Below are 20,922 nucleotides of genomic sequence, written 5' to 3'. Positions count from 1 at the left end.
GTCACTTGCGGGTTACGATAAATTCTCCGTATTCATCACCGACTTCCATTCCTTTGGTTTGTCGGCAGACAAAGGTATCCATGCCGTCCGGATAGGGATCGGCATAGGCCAGATCCATGAAGGCCTGATTCAGACCACGCAGCATATAGGCCCGCAACCCTTCGCCGTTGCTGTCCTGCTCGTAATAATCGAAGGCGCGGACCGTCATCCTTTCCCCTTCCTTCAGCTGCACGATACCCGATTTGGCCCAGCCCCAGGCGGTAAAGGCCGCAAAGGCGCCGCGCAGGATATCCTTGGCCCCTTCGGTCACCATCGGCATGACGACATCGCTGAAGATTTCCGAGGTGATGATGCCGCAACCGGTATGGTAGCCGCATTCGTAGGCCGCTCTGATGAGCCCGGCCTCGATATCTTCTTTGAGCTCGGGAGCTGCTGCCAGGATTCTCTCGGTAAAAGTATTCAAAAGGGATACGGGAAGCAGATTGACCAGAACTTCATATTCCGGAATCAATCCCTCCTCATCGCTGTGCACCTTGACTTTGGCAAGGGCTTTCACCACATCATTACGCATTACGGTCATGATAATCCGTCCTCCTTGTCATGCCGCCTGGGCGACGAAAACAGTCTGGCTTCCTCCGGCCGCGATGCTTTCGGTTTCAGCGACCGAAAAACTCCTGGCGGGGCGGTCGAAAATGGCGGCAAAGGCAGCGGCCACGTAGCCGCGGGTGAAATGGTTGATCGGCTTTTCATGTTTTCCCCATTTTTTGAGCCAGCCTTCATCGATATGGGAACGGCTCAACTGTACTTCGCCACCTTTTTCCTGCGCCTCGATATGCATCTTTCCCAGACCGAAGGTGGCGAAATATTCCCGGCAGATCTCCGCTTTTTCCTCGGGAATGCCGATACCGTTTTTCTGAAAGTAATCGAGAAACAGGGCAAGCATGGTATCTTCAACGGTGTCGGCCAGAATTTGCGGGCCGCCGATGCTTTCCAGATCCTCCGCCAGCTTGGTGATGAGGGTCAGGTAGTGGTGGGAATGCATGACCACCGCGTGCCCGTTGAGAAAATGGCGATAGGTGTTATCGTCAAAGGTAAAATCGAGATTTAGAGGCATTATTGTTTCCTCCTAGAAAGACAGGCTCAGCTCTTGGAAAAGCTTTTTGGTCTTGTGGCGGATGATCCCCAGCTTCGAGGCGTCCGGTGTGATGATGGCGGCGATGGCGTCTCCAACCGGCTTGCACAGGATGACGGCGCGGCCGTATTCGATGAACATGTCCTGAAAGCGGTTGATGTTCAGTTCGTTGCCCATCTCCTCCATGCTGTTGATGGCGTGGGCGAGAGACCCGCCGAGCTCATCGATATTGACCCGGGCGCTGCTGCCGGCGGATTCGATGACAAAGCCGTCGCGACCTACCACCACCACCGCATCGATGCCGGAGATTTCAAGCAGGTCGTTCAATACTTCCGTTGATTCCCTTGGCCCCTGTTCCATGTGACTACTCCCTTCCTCGTTCTCTGGCTGACTGTTCGATGCATAATGGTTGGTCAGATTCTCCTGCATGACCACGGCTTCAAGAATGGCGTGCTGAACGGGCAGACCGATGGTTGTCTCCAAAGGTATGACCCCCGGCAGAAACTGAAAAGTCCCTTCCTTCCATGTCAGCAGGTAGGCAAAGCATTCCAGCCCTGCCCGTCCGCCGGACTCGGCTGAAAGGACCTTGCCTTTGCCGAAATAGATGGTTCCCTCTTCGTCTCCCGACGGACGAACGATCTTCACCCCCCCGCGCTTGTCGCTGGCGGCGAGAAACTGCAGCAGGTCGCTGACCGTAGTCAGGGAAAGGCTGCCCTGAAGATTGCGATTGCCGGGATCACCCGGAATATCTTTTTTATCAAAGAGAACAGACATGGCTTACCGTCCTCATGGTTGATTGAGACAGGTTGACGTTAGGCACGGTATCGATCCATGCCAAATTTTCCTCTAGCCGAAGGCGAGCATGGTGGCCGTCTGGTTGATATGCCCGATATACTGCTCGCCGTAGGTGCTGAAACCGATTGTGGGAACTTTTTCGAAAAGTTTTCCGTACTCGCCGGTCAATTTCTCATTGCGCAGAGCCAGTGTCCGCAGAATACAGTCGAAATCGATCAGCGCTGACAGCCCGCCGAGGTCTTTTTCCGCCTGGGCGATGGCATTGCGCGTATCGGCGATGATGTCCGTGGACTCCAGCAGCGAGAGCTTCATTCCCTCCTTCACTCCGCAATAGAAGCAAACGGACCCGCCCTTCACCTGCTGAGGACTGCGGACGTAGGGCTCCCCCTCGATAATCAATCCGATCGGATTGCGCATGAAACGCTGGCTCAGCTCGCCGACGGGTACGCCGATGGCCTCGGCATAAGCCTCAACGGCAGGCTTGTCGTTGAACTGCAGCACCTCGCGGCTGGACTCGTTGGCCTTGGTGACCCGCAGAGTTTTTCCGACCAAACGGAAACTCTGGGTTTTGATGAAGGAGAAGCGGATGCCGGGTTTCAAAAGAGCGATAACTGCGGCACCGGTATGGCTTTTTCCCTGGGCATACAGATGGGTTCCGGAAAACTTCAGGTCATCGCCGGCGGAGCCGCCGATAAAGTTGACGTTGGTAAGGTCGCCGAGATTCGCCATGAACCCTTCCTCGGCTCCGGCTAAACCGTCGATCAGCAGTATGCCCACATAGCTCGAAGGATCCATGGCGGCCATGGATTCACCGAAATGGGACTCGAATTTTTTACAGGCTGCCTCGATGCTCTCTCGGCTGGCAGGGTTTTCAATAATCTGGATTTCGCAGTTGCCGGCGGCTTCGGCAGAAAACCCCATGGCCACGATGGAGTCGGTCAGCATGTGGCCGGAGACAATTTCCCCCGCAGTGGAGCAACCGATGACTTTCGCTTTTGGAAAAGCGGACTGCATCTGGCGGCTGACCACCGCCGGGGCATGTTTGGTCGACGAAAAGAAAATGACCAGAGAGGGATCCACTTCCGCCAGTTGATTGCGGATTTCCCCAATGCAGGCGGGAGTGAAGGGATTGGTGGAGTAGCCCGTCTTGATCCTTGCGTTTGCGCTTTTGCTGATCCGGGAAGACGTTGAAGGTCCGGCCGGAGCTGCCGCAGGCATGGGTGCCGGCCTGCTTGCCGCTGTCGAAGACGGAGTCGCGGCAGCGCCCAGGGTGGCCATCATGCTCTCGAGTTGGGAAATGATGGCCGGGTCATCCTCCGACTGATCCGTGTAGCGGACGGGATTGATCCCTTTAAGAATCATCTTGGCCTTGATAACCCTTTCCATCATAGGGTTGTCCTTGGCCTTTTGCTCCATGATGGTGTCGATCATCTGACGAATTTTACCAGCCATAAAAACACCTCCTGATTAATGCACTCCACCTGATAATTTTGCAGAGACCGAAGGTTGATCTGCCTCCGGTCAGCGGTGCCAATTCTGGTTCCGCCCTACCAAAGATTGTTTTAACGGTTTTTCTCTTTTCATTAAATCGGAACTTTCTTCCAACCGAATCGGATGGCGGAACCGAATGAACCGTCCGCCCCAGAATGAAGCTTCAATTATTAATTATTTCCGTCAAAGTCTTGACCACCTGTTATAACATCGGTGTCAAGGCCATGACCCTGGATTCACCGTTTTAAAAATGGCTGGAAGCCTTAAAAACCGGCGAGGTGAAGAAAGAGTACCAAGGGTTTCCAATTAAAAAGCGGGTCGGGATTTGAGGAAACGACAACGGGAAAAAAACAGCGTTTCATCCGTACCGGCTTTTCAATCCACGTGATTTGCAAATTGCATACCAGGATTAATAATTCACATCTTTTTATGAGTGTAATCTATAGGCGGGGGACGGGACAGAGGTTGCTGAAAGCCTACGGCAAGGTTCCGCCATCATTGATTAGTACGTGGAGGGACATATTTCAGGTCAAACGCGGCGGGAAACCTTCAGAACCAGCAGTCCTGCCCACAATGCGGCCCCAGCACACAGAAAAAGCACCGACAGGCCGGCCCATTCGCCGATAAAACCCAGCAGGACGGAGCCGGCGAAATTGCCGCCGTCCAGTGCCCCGGTGTAGATGCCGGTGACCTTGCCTCTCAGGGCTGGCGGCTGGCTGCGCACAGCCCAGCTGTTGAGTGTGGGAAAGAGCAGGCCGTGCCCGGCACCGGCAGCCAGCCCTGCCAGAGCCAGTAAAACCGGATTGGTCACCAGAACCAGGACAAAAAGACCGACTCCGGCGATGGCGAACCCATAGGGCACGACACGGTGCTCACCGACCCGATCGGCCAGCCGGCCGCCGAACAATCGGATGGTAACAGCCGAGGCGGAATAGGAGATGAAAAAGAGAGACGCAAAGGAGATGTGGCGATGCTCGGCCAGGGGCGCGACAAAATTCCCGGAACCTGTCAGGCCGAAACCGAACAGCACTGCCAGGGCCGTGACCAGCAGCATTCTTGGCTGCCTCAGCACGGCGAAGAAGGTCATCCTGCCGGCCTCCAATCCTTGCGGCAGGGTTTCCCTCAAAGGGAGGTGGCATATCAGACCGACAACAGCCAGGGCGGAAGCGCTCAGGAAAAAACCCGAAGCGCCGTAGCGATTGAGAGCCGCTTCGGCCAGCAGAGGGCCGACCGCTATCCCGACCAGGCCGGAGATTCCGAACATGCCGATCCCCTCGTTCAACCGGGTAGCGGGTACGATGTCGGCCACATAGGTGAAGGCGGCGGTAAAACAGAGAGCCAGGCCGATGCCATGCACGATGCGCAACGCCAGCAGGGGCAGATAGATAATGCTCAGCTCCAGATCGCCGGCCGGATAAAAAAACGGCAGCAGGGTCATCAACAGGGAGCCGACGGTGAAACTCCTTTTACGGCCGATACGATCGACCATGTCCGAAATCCATGGCCGGGAGAGGGTGGAGGCAAGAACGAAGATACCCATGATCAGCCCGATGTCCGCCTCGGAGCCGCCATAATCCTCGATGATCAGCGGAAAGAGAAAAAACACGCTGAAGCTGGCGCTTGAGGAAAAATTTCCCAGAGCCATACACAAAAACGGCCAACTGTAGAGGGGAGTGCTGTTCGGAGGGGCCACACCGTGCCTCGATTTAAGGGAAAACAGGGATCGCCGGGAACCCGGCAGGCTCCTGTTGCAAAGGATACTTCAATTTCTCCGTTTGACGAAACGGGTCGGCAAAGCCTTCCAGGGATCCTGCGGCCAGGGATGCTTGGGATAACGACCGGCCAGTTCCTTCCTGACCTCGGGGTAGCCTTGCTGCCAGAAGCTCTGCAGGTCGGCGGTTACCGCAACCGGACGCCGGGCGGGGGAAAGCAGGTGAATGAGGACCGGAACCCGCCCCCCGGCCACCCGCGGCGTCTCGGCCAATCCGAAAAGCTCCTGCAGTTTGACCGCCAGAACCGGCGCCCCCTGACCGGGATATGACAGATTGCAGAAATGGCCGCTGGGGACTTTGAGACGAGTCGGGGCAAGCTCTTCCAGCCGCCGCTGCTGGCGCCAGTCGAGGCGACCCAGCAGGGCCGGCAGCGGGTCGATGAGTTCCAGGTCGGCCCGGCTGCGGGCACCGGCAAGAAAAGGTGCCAGCCAATTTTCGACATCGGCAAGAATGGCCTCTTCGCTGCAATCGGGCCAGTCCTGTTCGGGAAAAGTGCGGGCCAGGAACTTGATCCTGTTCGCCACCTGCCTGGATGCATCGCTCCAGCCAAGGGTTTCGAGACCCAGAAGACGAAGACCCGTCAGAAGGGCGGCCAGAGACTCCCCCGACCCGGCTATGACCGGCCGTACGGTTAGAATCAGCGCACCAAGCTTCCGCTCTTCCCGAGCGACAACCCGCTCCTGCTCCCGATCCCACTCCACCCTTCGGTCCCAAACGAGCCGCGGGCCGAATTCCTGCTCGATAATGTCCGGGGTGAGGGAACAGGCGGTCTGAATCGAGCCGTCCCCCCGATCCCCGCCGCTCATGGTGACCGCCACCAGAAAATCCGCCTCCCCGACCCCGCTGCGGGGCGAAATCCGGCCTCCCTGCCCGCCACTGAAATGATAGCGGTCAAGGGTGCCCGCCCTTTTTCGCCCGATCCGGTCAGGATAGGCGGCCGCCAGCAATCGGCCGACCATATCTTCGTCGGCCGGCCTGCTGCTGCCGGCGTTTTCCGCCCCCAACTGCTCCCGCCAGTATCGGGCGGCACGCTCGACCGGGCGAAGAGATTCTGCCTTCCCTCCTGCCGCAGAATTCGTACGACCACTGCGCCAATCGTCCAGGAGTTCAAGACGCTCAAGCAGATCGCACCGGGTGCGATGGGGAGCCTGTTCACGCCCTGCCAGGGGATCCCGCTCAGACAGCAGGGCCGCCAGATCGCAGGCCAGTCCCACCTGCCCGAGCCTCTCCCCGGCCCGCAACAGAGCAGCCAGGCGGGGGTGGATCGGCAGGGCGGCCATCGTTTCCCCCGCGGGAGTGATCCGTCCGGCTTCATCCAGTGCGCCCAGCAGAACCAGAAGATCCCGTCCCTGCTTCAAAACCCCTTCGGCCGGCGGGTCCAGCCAGGCCAGCTGATGGGCATCGGGGGTCCCCCACCGGGCCAGCTCCAGAACCAGTCCGGTCAGATCGGCGCTGCGAATCTCGGCAGGAGAAAAAGAGAGAAGTTCACCCTGCCGGGCTTCCGGCCAGAGCCGCAGACAGATTCCGGGAGCCAATCGGCCCGCGCGCCCTGCCCGTTGCTCCGCATTGGCCCGGGAAATCCGCACCGTTTCCAGGCGCTCGAGGCCGGAGGCCGGATCGAAACGAGGCCGGCGCATGAATCCGCTGTCGATCACCACCCTGACTCCCTCGATGGTCAGACTGGTTTCGGCGATGTTGGTGGCCAGCACGATCTTGCGCCGGTCGGCCGGGCGCAGGGCTTTCTGCTGGTCGTCGAAAGGCAGGTCTCCGTAGAGAGGGCAGATCAAGGTTTCCCCCTCCGCGACGGTTCCCTGCAGCTGTTCCTGGCAGCGGCGGATGTCCCCGACACCGGGCAGAAAAACCAGCAGGTCGCCCTCGGAGTCGGCAAGAGTCCGTAAAATTGCTCCGGTCGTATAGTCGGCGAGCCTGCCTTGCGGCTCCCGTTCCAGATAACGGACGGCCACGGGAAAACTGCGTCCCCGGCTGGTCAACAAAGGTGCTCCTCCCAAAAGGTCCGAGACGGGCTCGGCATCGAGAGTGGCGGACATGACCAGCAGCCTGAGATCTTCGCGCAGGCCCTGCTGGATGTCCCGACAGAGGGCGAGGGCCAGATCGCTGTGCAGGTTACGCTCATGGAATTCGTCGAAAATGACCAGCCCGACCCCCTCCAGCAGGGGGTCATTCTGCAGACGCCTGGTCAGGAGCCCTTCGGTTATGACCTCGACGCGGGTTCTTGGCGAAACCCGGCGTTCGAAACGGATCGCGTACCCGACCCGTTCACCCACCGGCTCCCCCAGCAGCCGGGCCATGTACCGGGCGGCATGGGCGGCGGCAAGCCGCCGCGGCTCGAGCATCCAGATACGCTGCCCGGCCAGCCAGGACTGGGCCATCAGCGCCAGGGGAACCCGGGTGGTCTTCCCTGCCCCCGGCTCGGCCTGGAGGACGACGGCGTTATGGTCGGCCAGAGCCTGACGGAGATCGGGGAGGAGCGGGTCGATGGGGAGCGGGGGGAAGGATAACGTCATGAATTTCCTGGATATAACGGATTCGGGCGGACACACGGGTCCGCCCCTACAATAAACGTCCCGGCCCTGTAGGGGCAGACCTGTGTGTCTGCCCTCGTATCTGGTGGTCCGGCCGATCGGCGCCCCTCTCAAGCCACCCGAATAATCTCCACCAGCAGTTCCGCCACCCGGACCATGTCGGCTACCGAGACGCTTTCCTCAACGGAATGGACCCGTGTCATGCCGGTGCCGAGGATGACCGTTTCGATGCCGTAGTCGTTGAAAATGTTGGCGTCGCTCCCTCCGCCTCCGTCTTTGATGTCGAGAATTCTGCCCAGCCTTTCGGCGGCTTTGGCTGCAAGCAGCACGACCGGGCTGTCGACCGCGACCGCCATGTGGGGGTAGTCGTTGAGGACCTCGCTGCGGACCGTCACGGCCACTCTTTCCCCGTCGATGACCTGCTCCGACTGCAGGGCGGCCTCTGTGAAGCAGGCAACCATATGCTCGGTCTGGGCGGTCAGTTTTTCCGGATCGTGGCTGCGCGCCTCCCCCTCCATGACCACGCTCCTGGGGATGATATTGGTTGCCTGGCCGCCCTGAATGGTGCCGATATTGGCCGTGGTTTCGCTGTCGATCCGGCCCAGGCGCATGGTCGAGATGGCCCTGGCGGCCACGGCAATGGCAGAAACACCTTTTTCCGGCGCGATTCCGGCATGAGACTCCCGACCGGTGATTTCGAATCGCATCTTGTTGGCGGCCGGTGCGGTACGGATCAGCCTGTCCACACCCTGCGTGTCGAGAGCGAATCCCCGCCTGGCTTTCAGACGCCGGGAATCCAGATGTTTGGCGCCGAGCAGTCCGACCTCCTCGCAGACCGTGATCACCACCTCGATCGGTCCGTGGGCAATGCCCTGCTCCCGGACGACTTCCAGAGCCTCAATGAGTTCGGCGATTCCCGCCTTGTCGTCGGCGCCGAGAATCGTCTCGCCGGCACTGGTAAAGACCCCATCCTTCAGGACCGGACAGACGTTTTCCGCCGGCCCCACAGTGTCCATGTGCACCGAAAACAGCAAAGGATTTCCGTCCTTGCCGTTTGGGGGAAAAAATGCAAACAGATTGCCGCTCTCGCTGCCGATTTTCTCCCCCGTATCATCGAAATGGACTGTTCCGCCGAGGCGCTCCAGGCGCTCCGCCAGATAGCGGGATATGGCTCCCTCGTGAAAAGCGGGGCTGGAAATGGCGGCCAGCCGCGAAAATTCGCCGGCAATTCGTTCCTTGTTGATCATCGGTCGGATCCTGTCTCCTGTTGAAGCGCTTTTGACGACAAGCAAAGATAATGGATTTTCCGGTCATTGGCAATGACCGCCGAACAGGGCAAGCGGATCAGCGTAAAAATCCTGGTTTATCGGAAAGACAAAAGCACCTTCGCCGATCCCGGCAGGCAGCCGGGAAAAGGCATTGCCCCTCGCACTGGCCGGCACCGGGCAGCAAGCGATTGACGGCGCGGAAGAGCGCCTCCCGGCAGAGTTTTCTATCCCCTTTTCCAGCGCAAAATCAACGCTCATCAGAAAAAACATTGCGACTGGACAAAGCAAGGGTGGGCCTGTTAGAATCACCCCGGTTTGATGAGAGGAGGGTTCAGGGACGGATTCGTCCGACCTGAACGGTAAGCCCGGTTTATTCATGTGGTTTCCCTGCGAAACCGGCAAGCGTGCTGGCTGGAACAGGACATTTCCGGCTCGCGCAGCAAGTACTCGCAGCGCGCCCATTCAATGGGGAGCGGAAACGGCTGACCCGACCGATCCGATAACGGTCGCAGCAACATTCATGAATAGTCCGGGCTGAATTTTTTTCAGAGGTTATAAATGAATTTCGATTTCAAGCCCAAAAAATCCAGTCTCAGCAACCAGCCCCGGGCAAGGCGATCTCTCTCCCTGCGACGGATTGCAGCGCCGCTTCTGGTTTTTTCGCTTCTGGCCGGCGGACTGTTTTTCATGATCCCACGACAGGAAACGATGGAAGAGCCGCCGGAGATCGTGGAACCTGCAAGGGAGCAGGCCCTTGAACCGGAAATCAGACGGGAAGTGGTGGAAGGGGCCATTCAGCCGGGAGAAACCATTACTTCCCTGCTTGGCCACCTGTTCACCCCTCAGGAAATACACAACCTCGGCCAGGAGTGCAAAGATGTCTTTCCCCTGTCCAAATTGTGTGCGGGGCAGAATTACCGTCTTTCCCTGCTCGGCGGGTCTTTCGAAAGTCTTGAATACGACATCGACAGAGACGATCTGTTGATTATCAGACAGGGCGAAGAGGGATTCGAGGTGGCACGGGAGCCGATCCCCTATACGACTCGGGAAGAGGTGGTGAGCGGCACCATCATGTCCAACCTTTTCGATGCGGTCGTGGGCACGGGTGAAAGTGAGATCCTGGCCATCAACCTCGCCGACATCTTCGCCTGGGATGTGGATTTCATCCGGGATATACATCCAGGTGACAGCTTCCAGGTTCTGGTGGAAAAACGCTTCCGGGAGGGCAACCCGGCCGGTTATGGTCGGATCCTGGCAGCCACCTTCACCAACCAGGGGGAAACCTTCGAGGCCTTCCTCTACAAGGATGGGGATCAAAAAGCCGCCTACTACGACAGGAAGGGAAAAAGCCTGCGTAAGGCTTTTCTGCGGGCTCCCCTGTCCTTCAGCCGCATCTCATCCGGCTTTTCGTTGCGCCGTTTCCACCCCATCACCAAAACCTGGAAAGCCCACCCCGCCATCGACTATGCAGCGCCTACCGGCACTCCTATCAAGGCGATCGGCAACGGCACCATCATCAGGAGCGGCTACACAAAATACAACGGCAACTTCATCAAGCTTCGCCATGCCAACGGCATCGAAAGTCTCTATCTGCACATGAGCCGCTTTGCCAGAAACATGAAGACGGGGAAAAGGGTCGCCCAGGGCCAGATCATCGGATACGTGGGCAGCACCGGCCTGGCGACCGGTCCTCACCTGTGCTTCCGCATGACCAAGAACGGCAAGCCCATCAACCCGAACAAACTGAAAAAAACCCCAGATGCCCCCATTTCGAAGGCCAACATGAAGGCCTATAAAGCCTCCATCCAACCCTTGCTGGCACAGCTGGAAAACCCGGTGGCTCCGGAAACGCGCAAAGCCCTGGCCAGGCAGGCGGAAATCGAGTCGTTAGCGCCTGAGGAAAAGGTCGAAAACTGAAGATGGGGTTTAAACAGGTGCGGCACCAGTGCTGAAAACATGAACCATCTTGTTCACCTCTACCTCGCCGACGCCACACCCGGCTGCCGGCTCGGCGCCCTGATGGGGGATTTCGTCAAAGGCCCGCTGGATGACCGTTATCCCCCCGAAATCCGGCGGGGCCTGGAGCAGCACCGCCAGCTGGACCGCTTTGCCCAGACCAACGCCAGGTTTCGTCACAGCAGGCAGAGACTCTGCCCGTCCTTCCGTCATTTTCGGAGCATCATGGTTGACGTGGTCTATGACCACTTTCTGGCCAAAAACTGGCCCTCTTATTCGAAAATTCCCCTGAAAATCTTCGCTGAGGAGATTTACCGGCTATTGGCGGAGCACCGGCCTGTTCTGCCCGCCGCCCTGCAGAAGGTTGCACCCCGCATGGTGGCCGCCGACTGGCTGGTTGCGTCCGGGGAAACCGCCACACTGGACGGAATTCTGTGCCGCATCGACGCCCGCATGTCCCGCCCCACTCCCCTGGCAAGGGGCTTCCACGAGCTGATGCGCCAGTATCGCGGACTGGAATTGGATTTTGCCGGCTTCATTGACGATGCCGTCAGGCACAGGGACGAACGTCTCTCATAAAAAACAGCCGGATCAAACCCGCCCGGTCTTTGTGCCTGGTGCCGTTAAAAAAAGGGGGACCTCCCGAAGGAGGTCCCCCTTTGATAATGCGTCTTTCCTTAGTTTTCCAGGTCAGAAGCCGCGCTTTTTCGGGCGGGACCGCTTGCCCATGAACCAGCCGACAAACAGCACGCCTGCTCCGGCAAGAAACCAGTTGACCATGGCCCTGCGCAGCATGCTCTCGTTTTCCTGGCGCAGCTTCTTCAATTCCTCGGCTTGTCGTTCCGTTTCCGCCTGCAGCCGATCCCGTTCGCTGACAAGCTCGGTCACGTTGCGCGCTCCCGCCTGCAGGCTTTCGTAGCTCCGGGTTACCTCCAATCGCTTGTTCTTCTCGCTCTCGAAAGATTGCTGCAGTTCGACGAGTTGCCGCTGCAGCTCCTGTTTCTCATCGACCCAGGTGCCGGCTCCCCTTTTAATGTCGTCTATAGTGCTTTGCAAGCGCTCCTTTTCCTCATTCAAACGGGCGATGACCATCGATTTGGGCAGTTCCGTGGTCAGATACTGACGCAGCACATAACCCTCGGTACCGTCCTGAGACCGGACAAGAAAGTACTGGCTCCCCTCCTCCAGAACCTCCACGCTGGCTCCGGTCTGCAGGGTCTTGAGAATCTTGTATTCCGTTCCGGGACCGCGCCGAAGGAGGATCGTAATCTCATCCGAAACATATTGAGTTGCCGCCAGGGACTGGCTGATCGGGAGAAACAGCAACGAGACCAGAAAACAGCAGGACAGAACCAAACGCATTGATGTGAACCTCCTTACCGGGGGCAAATCCGGATATTCTTGGGGAGAAAGTTATAAGCCGCAAGATCTTCTGTGGTTTACTCTTCAGCCAGGATTATATAGAAAGCCTCGATAATTTAATACCCTGAAAAGGGCATTGTGCGGGCGGGCTTTTCCTGCAGGGTCTGAGCCTTTTCCAGGCGGGGGCGGTTTCCCGCGGCAACCGACGACTGGCCAGGCAGAAAATCATCGGATCCACTCATCTGTCCTGCCAGAGCCGCAAGGGCCATGAGCATTCCCCAGAACAGGATCAACAATGTCCGATAAGGACTCTTGAGACCTTCTTTTTCTTCATAAGGAACAGTAGACATCCAACCAACCTCCCGCAGCAGTATGAATAACGCCTGAACGGAAATTTTCCAGGCAACGACCGAGATTTATATAGCAATGTCCATGCCATCAAATTTATTTACAGGAATCCGGAACTTGAAGCCTTGGAACGGAAAACTGCGCCATCCCCTAGCCTTGGATCAAAAAAAATGTCACCTTGAGGCGACCGAGAACAAACGCTGGTTCGACTCAGGAGTCTGCCGGAGTTGCAAAATTGTGACGGGAGAAATAGGAAATCGAAGCAAATTTTCGATAATTGCAGACTTCAAGTTGGCCCAGGGATCAAAATCTTCGCGATATGAACCATTTACGGTTTGCGCAGCGGATGCCCAAAAGCGGCCGGGCGCGGATGAAACCAAGTGTCGCTTATCGGCGACAGTTAATTCTGTTTCAGGCGCTTGAGGCCTTGAAAAGGGTGGGGAGAATGTGGTGGCGGCGCAGAAGTTTGTAGAATTCTGTCCGGTTGCGGCCGGCAAGGCGGGCGGCATGGGTCACATTGCCGCCGGTAATTTTCATCAAGCGCACAAGGTATTCCTGTTCAAACTTGCGCCGGGCTTCGCTAAAGGACGGAATATTCTCCCTGTTTTCATGAATGGCGTCGGAAAGCAGCGTTAATGAAATAATCGGGGTCGTCGACAGGGCTACAGCCTGTTCGACAACATTGTAAAGCTGCCTGACGTTCCCTGGCCAGGAAGCATTGAGCAGCAGCTCCATGGCTTCAGGGGCGAAACCGACCAGCTTTTTCCCTGACTTTTTGACCAGTTCCCGCAGAAAGTGTTGAGAAAGCAGGGGGATATCCTCCCGTCGATTGGCGAGGCTGGGCAATTCGAGGGAAACAACGTTCAACCGGTAGTAGAGGTCCTCGCGGAACTTCCCGGCAGCAATTTCCTCTTCGAGGCGGCGATGGGTGGCGGAAATGATCCGGACGTCGGTTTCGATGTTCTCCACCGAGCCGACCGGACGCATCCGTTTTTCCTGCAACACGCGAAGCAGCTTGACCTGCAGTGCGAGGGGCATGTCGCCGATTTCATCCAGAAACAGGGTGCCGCCATGGGCGGAGCGGAACAATCCGGGATAGTCCTTGAGAGCACCGGTAAAGGCCCCTTTGGAATGGCCGAAAAGCTCTGATTCGAGAAGGGTATCGGGTATCGCTCCGCAGTTGACAGCCACGAAGGGTTGGCCGGCCCGGAAACTGGCACGATGTATGGCCTTGGCCAGCATTTCCTTGCCGGTCCCGCTTTCTCCCCGGATCAGGACGGCCGAACCGCTCTCCGCAGCCAGCCTGGCCTTGTCCAGCAGGTCGGCCATGATCGGGCTCTGGCTGATGATGTCACCCTTCCACGACTCATCCTGTCCGCTTTCCTCACGAACGGCGACGGCGCCGCTGATATTCAGCGCCCGCTCGATCTCCCTGAGCAGATCCTTGCTGTCGAGGGGCTTGGTCAGAAAGGTGAAAACCCCCCGGCGGGTCGCATCCACAGCGTCGGGAATCGAGCCGTGAGCAGTCAGGATGATCACCGGCAGGGAAGCGTGGACCTGTCGAACGGCGTCGAACAATGCCATGCCGTCCATGCCCTCCATGCAGAGATCGGAAATAACCAGATGGGGCCGCACGACCGACAAACGGGCCATCGCTTCCTCGCCGCTTTCTGCGGTATGCACCTCGTAGCCGGCGTTTCCCAGGCGGATGGACAACAGGCGCAGAAGGTCGGCATCGTCGTCCACCAGCAGGATACGGTATTTTTTTTCCTGTTTCATGTGTCTATTCCGTGGGAGGAGTCAATCCCCCCTCTTCCCTTTTGCGAATGATTTTTTCGATATTTTCCAGCGCTTTCAATTTTCCTGCCAAGGTATCGGCCCGCTTGCGCTCCTCGTCCAGTTTCTGTTGGATAACCAGATTCCGGTTGACCAGGATTTCGAGCCACCAGGCCAAAGCGGCCAGGTCCTCCTCGGTGTCTTTCTGTGCCAGATAGGTTTTCAACAAATCCCGGGCCCACACGCGGTCCTGATGGGCCCGGTCGGGCTGAAGCGCCAGACAGACGAGTTGAAACCGGGTTTCAGGATCTTTTTTCTTTTCATAATCGCTGCGGAGTTTCTTCAACAGAACTTCCTGTTCCTCCTTGGACAGAGTAGCCGCTCGCCGGCACTCGGTCAGCAAATCCGATGCATCGGGCTTGCTTTCGATGAAGGGCAGAACCGGCTCTTTCCAGCAGCGGGATCCGGCGCATGCCGACAAAACCAGTGCGCCCGCCAGCGACAGAGCGGCCACATATTTCCAATATCTTCCTTTCAACACGATTCGACCTTTCTCGATGTTTCATGACCTTCGCCAAGAGGAAGGGACACCCGGAAACAGGCCCCCCCGAGGGAACTGGAAACCTGCTCGACCTTCCCCCCGTGATCCCTCACGTATTCCCTCACGATGGACAGCCCAAGTCCGGTTCCCTTCACCGGCCCGACAAAGGGTGTACGGCCCTGATAAAAAGGCTGATAGATAATTTCCCGTTCTTCCTCGGCAATGCCTGGCCCGCTGTCGGCCACCTCGATAATGGCGGATCGTCCTTCGCTTCGGGTCGTCAAAATGATCTTTCCTTCCTGGGGTGCGAACTTTACGGCATTGGACAGCAGGTTGTCCACCACGATTCGCAACCTTTCCGGATCGCCGGGCAGTTGAACCGGATTTAAAATCAGCTCCAGGTCGAGATCCTTCTTCATGATCGCCGCCCGATGGTCGGCTATGGCCATTTCCGCCAACCGGCAAAGGTCCACGGTGACCGGCTGGAACGGGGCGATGCGGGCCTGGCTCCTGCTGAATCCGAGCAGATTGTCGATCAGTTTCTGCAACTGCAGGCTGTTTTTCTGAAGAATTCCTGCCACTTCCCGCTGCTGCTCACTCAGAGGCCCTACCGCCTCCTCCACCAAAAGCTGTGATCCTTCCCGGATCGAAGCCAGAGGGGTCTTCAACTCATGGGACACATGGGCGACGAACCTGCTTTTTTCCCGCTCCACTTCTCCCAGGCGCAGCCGCAGCCAATCGAGCCTACGGCCGAGAAATTCGAGGTCTCTCGGCCCGGAAACCCGGATCGGCGACTTGAAATCGCCTTCCCCGAGACGGTTGATCCCCTGATTGATCTGCCGGATCGGCTTGGCAATCAGCAGCGTGAAAACCACGACAAAGGCCACCGTCAGGGGGATCAGAGCGGGAGGCAGCCAGATCAGGATTTTTCTTGCGCGGGTGGTCGCTTCCTGAACCGCCTCGACCTCCTGCACGATCAGTTTCTGGCTGTTGTCGTAAATCTGCCGGGCCAGATTGTGGAGTATGGCAAATTTTTCCAGCCACAAGCTGTCGACCTCCTCCCCGTTGGAGGGGGGAGACTGCAGGCTCTGGAAAAGAATGTCCTCCTCCTGACGGATTTTTCGCAGAAGATCCTTCTGGTCTTCATCCAGCGGAAGGGTCAGAAGATGCTCCAGAGTCTGCCCGAGTCGCTCGTGCGTCTGCTCCAGATCCCCAAGCAGCTCAGGCTCTCGCAAGACCTGATACTGGCGGGCCCGCCGCTCCAATCCGACCAGGTCCTCAACCAGGCTGCGGCTGGCCTGAATGACATCGATCGACCGGTAGATGGCCTGACTGCTCCGGTCGGCAAGGCGCCCCATGAAAAATTCTGCGTTGACCAGTGCCAGCAGCAGGGGGGTGGCCACGACGGCAAAGCCGATCAGCACCAGAGCCAGGAAGGATTTGGGCCGGTAGATTTGCATAGAATACTCTGGTGGTTATCAGGCTCATTGCCTGGGTTGCCTGACCCCCTCCCGGCGGGAGAGGGACGGAATGAGGGTGATGGAGCCGAAAACCCCCTTCCCCAAAGCCCCCTCTTACCAGGGCAGGGGAAATTTGCCAATTCAGGGGGCGAGGGGCCAGTCCTGCTCGAAGCCTTCCGGAAAGAAATTTTCACGGGTACGATTGAAATAGCCGTACTGCAGCCGCGGTATCCGTGCCTTGACCCGGGCCATCATTTCGACCATTCCCATTCCCTCCCCTTCACATCCCATCGCCCGCCAATACAGCTCCGGGTCGATGCTCAGGTTGCGCATCTGAATCAGGTCGACTCCCGTTTCTTCCACCAGGGCGAGCAGGGCCTCGACCTCGTCGGCACGATCTGTGAGACCGGGAAATATTAGATAATTGAGCATGGTGAACAGCCCGGCCCTTTTAGCGCGGCGGATCGATTCGATGACATCCGCAAACCCGAATCCGCAGGGCCGGTGGTAGGCCCGATAAAACCGCTCCTGAACCGAACTCATCGATACCCTTATCGAATCTATCCCGGCTTCAGCCAGCCGTTCGACGGCATCCGGATCGGACGCATTGCTGTTGAAATTGATGGTCCCCCGGGAGGTCCGGCTGCGCATGGTACGAACTGCGGCGCAGATGGTATCGGCCTGGAGTATCGGATCGCCCTCGCACCCCTGTCCGAAGGACACGATGGCCTTTTCCGCCGTTTTCAGATGGGGCACGGCGATACCGGCCAGTTCGTCGACGGTCGGCACGAAGGTGATCCTCTCCTGGCTGGATGGGCAGCAGTCAGGCGCCTCCTGCAGGGAGATGCAGCCGAGACAGTGGGCGTTGCACACCGGCGAGGTGGGAAGCGGGGCTTCCCAGCGCCGGAAAAAGAGGTTTTTGGCAGCGAAGCAGTGATAATCGACGGCGCAGCGGGCCAGCTGTTCCAGCAGCCGGTTGTCCGGATCGGCCCGCAGGGCTTTTCGCACCAGGGGGTCGAGCTGTTGATCGTCGAAATGGTCCGGCTGCCACTGGGTGTTGCGATCGACCCGGACCGCCGCAGCATAAAAACGCTCTTCTTCCAGGCACCAGCCCACGGCCGTATAGGCCCAGAGGGGCAGCTGCACCTGCTTGCGCCGATAGTCGGCGGCGGGCAGCAGCGTGCGGGTGAAGCCGGGCGTGAGAAAGGCGGAAACGGCCTGGGCCCGCCCCCCTCCCAGGCGACGGGGCAGTTTGACGATGGCGACGGAGCGCTTTTGTCCGGGATCGTACCCCAAGGGAGGGGTGCCGGGGATAGTGAACAACCGGCTCCCCTCGGGCAGCGGGATCAGTTCTTCGGAGCGGGGCAGGCGGGCGGACAGCCCGTTCATGCCCAGCATGAGCATGTCCGGATGTTCGAAAACCTCTCCTCTGTCGTCGGCCAGAACGGCCAGTATGGTTTTGCCTGGAGGCATGCAATGTCCTGTTTTCCTGATATATCCCTGAATCGGAGGCGGCGGGGGCGGTGTCGGGATCTGAAGCTGGCAAAGCGTTTTGGGCGCCCTAACATACCACAGCCTCCCCTCCGGGAGCAATTCCCGAAAAATAACGCTTTTTTCGTTTGTCCGGCTGCATTATGCTGTCCTTCATGCGCATCGTCCTGTCCACCCTGCACAGCAAATACATTCATCCCAGTCTGGCCCTGCCCCTTCTGGCCGCCTTCTGCGAACCTGCCTGTGGCGCCCTGGTCATCCGTGAATTCACGGTTCACGAGCCGAAGGAACAGGTCCTGGCCGCACTGCTGGCCGAAAAGCCTGATATGGTTGCCTTTTCCGTCTACCTCTGGAACCGCCGGCAGACACTGGAACTGGTCGATGCCCTGACTACGGTCCGCCCGGAGCTGCGGATCATCCTGGGAGGACCGGAAGTTTCCTTTGACGGTCCTGAACTGCTGCAGCGCCATCCCGGCATTGCTGCCCTGATCCGCGGCGAGGGGGAACTCCCCTTACGCGGCCTGCTCCTCTGCTGGCAAGACAGCATAACGCCCGAGGAGGTGCCCCGCCTGACCTGGCGGGATGGCAGGATGGTCCGGGACAATGGCGACGGACCCCTGCTGGAGAACCTGGATTTGATCCCTTCCCCCTTCGAACGGGATCTTGTCGATCTGAGCAGGGGTTGCGTCTACGCCGAAACCAGCCGTGGCTGCCCTTACTGCTGCGCCTTCTGCATGAGTGCTCTGGACCGGGAGGTCCGCTCCTATTCACTGCCGCGCATCGAACAGGATCTGGGATGGCTGATGCAGCGTGAAGTCGATCAGGTGAAACTGGTGGACCGAACCTTCAACTACAATGCGGACCGGGCACGGCACATCTTCGATTTCATCCTGAGAAACAATCGCTCGACCCGCTTCCATTTTGAAATCGGCGGCCACCTGCTTGATGAAAAAACCTTGCAGCTGCTGGAGAAGGTCCCCCGCGGAATGTTCCAGTTCGAAATCGGCGTCCAGTCCACCCTGCCCGAAACCCTGAGAACCATCAAACGACCCGAGGCACTGGAGCGATTGGAGGAGAATGTGCGCCGACTGCGCCGGGCCAACAATATCCATCTGCACCTCGACCTGATCGCGGGCCTCCCGGGCGAGGGACTCGAGGATTTTCTCGGTTCCGTCGACAGGATCTTCGCCCTGCAGCCCCATCACCTGCAGCTCGAGCCGGTCAAATTGCTCCCCGGGTCTCCCCTGCGGCGGGATGCGGAACACCTGGGTATCCGCTTCGATCCCAATCCTCCTTATTCGGTTCTCGCCACCCCCGATCTCGATTTCCAAAATCTGGAGCGATTGCAGGGGATCAGCCGGCTGCTCGATCTGACCTGCAACTCCGGCCGGCTATGCGGCTTCATGTCCTGTCTGGCCGATACCTGCGGATCCTTTTCAAAAGGCCTGGTGCTGATGGAGTCCTGGTGGCGGGAACAGGGTCTTTTCCGGCGTCTGCTGTCCCAGCGCGAACTTTTTGAGCAGATCTGGCAGTTCACCTGCTCCGGTTTTTCGGGACTGCACCGGGAGCTCCTCCGGGAGGAACTCGGCCGCGATCTTGCCGCTGTCGAACGGATTCCGCAGGACAAGGTTCCTCCGTTTCTCGAGACCCGTCTCACCGGGGCGGAGGAGGAAAAAGTCCGGGAGAAAGTCCTCCGCATCTCCAAAGCCCTCAAGGGCCGGGGTGTCAAGTTCCAGCATTTTGCCGCCGTCTTCAGTCATCTGCCGCAATTCCGGAAGCGGCAGGTCATCCTGTTTGTCTACCTCACCCGCCCCGGGCATCCCCTTCGCGTGCGCCAACTTCCTGTTAAATAGCCCCTCCCCTAGAAGATCGGGCACAACGTCAAACAACCAGCAGGACTAATGAATATTATCATAAAATGTCCCTCTTTAAATGACCTGCTCTTGTAAAATTCGATACTTGCGATACAGATAAATCATGTGATTCGCGGCAGAAACGGAAAATACCGGCAGCAGGCCAAAAATATTTTGGTTAATGATAAAAGCGAGCACTCTTTTTCATGCCTTTTTTCAACCATGGGAGGGATTACGGCATCAGCTACCGGGCAGGCTTCCCCGGAGAGGCCGTGGGGAGATGGATGCCCGTTCCCATGCACTATGGAGGTTAGTGATGAAAAAGGCAGGATTAGCGCTTGTTGCCGCCTTGATTCTGGGGTGCACTCTCGCCGCCCCGACTCAAGCCGCAATCGAAGTGGAAGGTGATGTTTACGTCGGACTCTGGGACAAATACCTCTGGCGCGGATTTGATCTCAGTGACGGCCGCCCGACCATCCAGGGCGGCATCGATCTGTCCATGGGCAACTGGACCCTGAGCACCTGGCACAACTGGCAGTTGTCCAGCGGACCGACCAAAAGCAGCGGCGAACTCAATGAAACCGACATCATCCTGACCTATGGCTTCGATGTCGGGGAAATGGTTTCGATGAGTATCGGCAATATCTGGTACTCCCTGGATAATGAAGAATTCGGTGTCTCCGAAGACACCAACGAGCTCTTCGTCACTGCCACCCTCAACACCATGCTTTCCCCCAACCTGAAAATATCGTGGGACTGGGATGCCGCTGAAGAGGACGGCCTTTTCTACAGCTTGGACATCAGCCACAGCTTCGATCTCGGCCAGTGGCTGGAAAAAACCACGCTCAATCTCGGCGCCCTGGTCTCCTACAACCAGCATGCCGACGGCACCGTTGCCGATTACGCCGGCTGGCACAACTACGAGCTGAGCACCAGTGTCGACTACGCGCTCACAGACCAACTGACCCTCAGCGGCATCGGCATCTTCTCCTCCGGCATCAGCAGCGCAGCCAAGGAGATCATCGATACCGAAACGGCCTTCGCTCTGAACCTGACCTTCACGTTCTGATAAACCCGCAGGATTCTCCAAGGGGTTGCCGGACTTGGGGGATCTTCAGGATCCCCCCCGGCAAT

At 58.3% G+C, this 20,922-nt stretch carries 18 protein-coding genes; 4 read left to right on the top strand and 14 right to left on the bottom strand.

The annotated features are described in order from the left end of the window. Position 1 precedes the first annotated feature (1 nt). From R2940_00370 to R2940_00335, 8 genes are all read right to left on the bottom strand, one after another. The gene (locus tag R2940_00370) at positions 2 to 580 is read right to left on the bottom strand and encodes a hypothetical protein (protein ID MEZ4598228.1); all 579 of its coding nucleotides are present in this window, start codon (positions 578 to 580) and stop codon (positions 2 to 4) included. A gap of 18 nt (positions 581 to 598) precedes the next feature. Continuing rightward, a complete protein-coding gene (locus R2940_00365) occupies positions 599 to 1,114 on the bottom strand; it encodes a hypothetical protein (protein MEZ4598227.1) in 516 nt (171 codons plus the stop codon). Between the two features lie 12 nt (positions 1,115 to 1,126). Continuing rightward, positions 1,127 to 1,906 carry a DUF4388 domain-containing protein gene (locus R2940_00360; GenBank protein ID MEZ4598226.1) on the bottom strand — a complete coding sequence of 260 codons (780 nt, stop codon included), beginning with the start codon at positions 1,904 to 1,906 and terminating at the stop codon, positions 1,127 to 1,129. Between the two features lie 72 nt (positions 1,907 to 1,978). After that, the gene (locus R2940_00355) at positions 1,979 to 3,379 is read right to left on the bottom strand and encodes an FIST N-terminal domain-containing protein (GenBank protein MEZ4598225.1); all 1,401 of its coding nucleotides are present in this window, start codon (positions 3,377 to 3,379) and stop codon (positions 1,979 to 1,981) included. A 568-nt stretch (positions 3,380 to 3,947) separates the two neighbouring features. Further along, on the bottom strand, positions 3,948 to 5,111 hold the full coding sequence (locus R2940_00350) for an MFS transporter (protein MEZ4598224.1): 1,164 nt from the start codon (positions 5,109 to 5,111) through the stop codon (positions 3,948 to 3,950). 69 nt (positions 5,112 to 5,180) lie between these two features. Beyond that, complete coding sequence (hrpB, locus tag R2940_00345) at positions 5,181 to 7,715, bottom strand: ATP-dependent helicase HrpB (protein ID MEZ4598223.1); 2,535 nt, start codon at positions 7,713 to 7,715, stop codon at positions 5,181 to 5,183. Between the two features lie 128 nt (positions 7,716 to 7,843). After that, complete coding sequence (locus R2940_00340) at positions 7,844 to 8,980, bottom strand: M20/M25/M40 family metallo-hydrolase (protein ID MEZ4598222.1); 1,137 nt, start codon at positions 8,978 to 8,980, stop codon at positions 7,844 to 7,846. A 63-nt stretch (positions 8,981 to 9,043) separates the two neighbouring features. Further along, positions 9,044 to 9,379, bottom strand: coding sequence for a hypothetical protein (locus R2940_00335; GenBank protein MEZ4598221.1), 336 nt, complete (start codon positions 9,377 to 9,379; stop codon positions 9,044 to 9,046). Positions 9,380 to 9,559: 180 nt separating this feature from the next. On the opposite strand from R2940_00335, the gene R2940_00330 reads away from it, so the two are divergent. Together R2940_00330 and R2940_00325 are read left to right on the top strand one after the other, a co-directional pair. After that, a complete protein-coding gene (locus tag R2940_00330; protein MEZ4598220.1) occupies positions 9,560 to 10,918 on the top strand; it encodes a peptidoglycan DD-metalloendopeptidase family protein in 1,359 nt (452 codons plus the stop codon). 39 nt (positions 10,919 to 10,957) lie between these two features. Continuing rightward, positions 10,958 to 11,536, top strand: a complete 579-nt coding sequence (locus R2940_00325; GenBank protein MEZ4598219.1) for an ACP phosphodiesterase — start codon at positions 10,958 to 10,960, stop codon at positions 11,534 to 11,536. A 111-nt stretch (positions 11,537 to 11,647) separates the two neighbouring features. Here the strand turns inward: R2940_00325 and R2940_00320 are convergent, their stop codons facing one another. The 6 genes from R2940_00320 to R2940_00295 all read right to left on the bottom strand — a co-directional run bounded on the left by R2940_00320 (position 11,648) and on the right by R2940_00295 (position 17,917). After that, entirely contained in the window at positions 11,648 to 12,319 is a 672-nt protein-coding gene (locus tag R2940_00320; protein MEZ4598218.1) for a TIGR04211 family SH3 domain-containing protein, read from the bottom strand. Between the two features lie 116 nt (positions 12,320 to 12,435). Next, positions 12,436 to 12,669, bottom strand: coding sequence for a hypothetical protein (locus R2940_00315; protein MEZ4598217.1), 234 nt, complete (start codon positions 12,667 to 12,669; stop codon positions 12,436 to 12,438). 409 nt (positions 12,670 to 13,078) lie between these two features. After that, complete coding sequence (locus R2940_00310) at positions 13,079 to 14,446, bottom strand: sigma 54-interacting transcriptional regulator (protein MEZ4598216.1); 1,368 nt, start codon at positions 14,444 to 14,446, stop codon at positions 13,079 to 13,081. 4 nt (positions 14,447 to 14,450) lie between these two features. Continuing rightward, positions 14,451 to 14,984: a hypothetical protein gene (locus R2940_00305; GenBank protein MEZ4598215.1), complete on the bottom strand. Its 534-nt coding sequence runs from the start codon at positions 14,982 to 14,984 to the stop codon at positions 14,451 to 14,453. Further along, the gene (locus tag R2940_00300; GenBank protein ID MEZ4598214.1) at positions 14,978 to 16,444 is read right to left on the bottom strand and encodes an ATP-binding protein; all 1,467 of its coding nucleotides are present in this window, start codon (positions 16,442 to 16,444) and stop codon (positions 14,978 to 14,980) included. Before R2940_00300 ends, R2940_00305 begins: the two co-directional genes overlap by 7 nt. A gap of 141 nt (positions 16,445 to 16,585) precedes the next feature. Next, entirely contained in the window at positions 16,586 to 17,917 is a 1,332-nt protein-coding gene (locus R2940_00295) for a radical SAM protein (protein ID MEZ4598213.1), read from the bottom strand. A gap of 173 nt (positions 17,918 to 18,090) precedes the next feature. Between R2940_00295 and R2940_00290 the strand changes: the two genes are divergently transcribed. Both R2940_00290 and R2940_00285 read left to right on the top strand, forming a co-directional pair. Then, positions 18,091 to 19,788 carry a DUF4080 domain-containing protein gene (locus R2940_00290; protein MEZ4598212.1) on the top strand — a complete coding sequence of 566 codons (1,698 nt, stop codon included), beginning with the start codon at positions 18,091 to 18,093 and terminating at the stop codon, positions 19,786 to 19,788. Positions 19,789 to 20,104: 316 nt separating this feature from the next. Next, a complete protein-coding gene (locus R2940_00285; GenBank protein MEZ4598211.1) occupies positions 20,105 to 20,857 on the top strand; it encodes a TorF family putative porin in 753 nt (250 codons plus the stop codon). Positions 20,858 to 20,922 lie beyond the last annotated feature (65 nt).

Source organism: Syntrophotaleaceae bacterium (assembly GCA_041390365.1).
Classification (GTDB): Bacteria; Desulfobacterota; Desulfuromonadia; order Desulfuromonadales; family Syntrophotaleaceae; genus JAWKQB01.
Note: the sequence above shows the minus strand (reverse complement) of the source record. Positions and strands in the feature narration are given on the sequence as shown.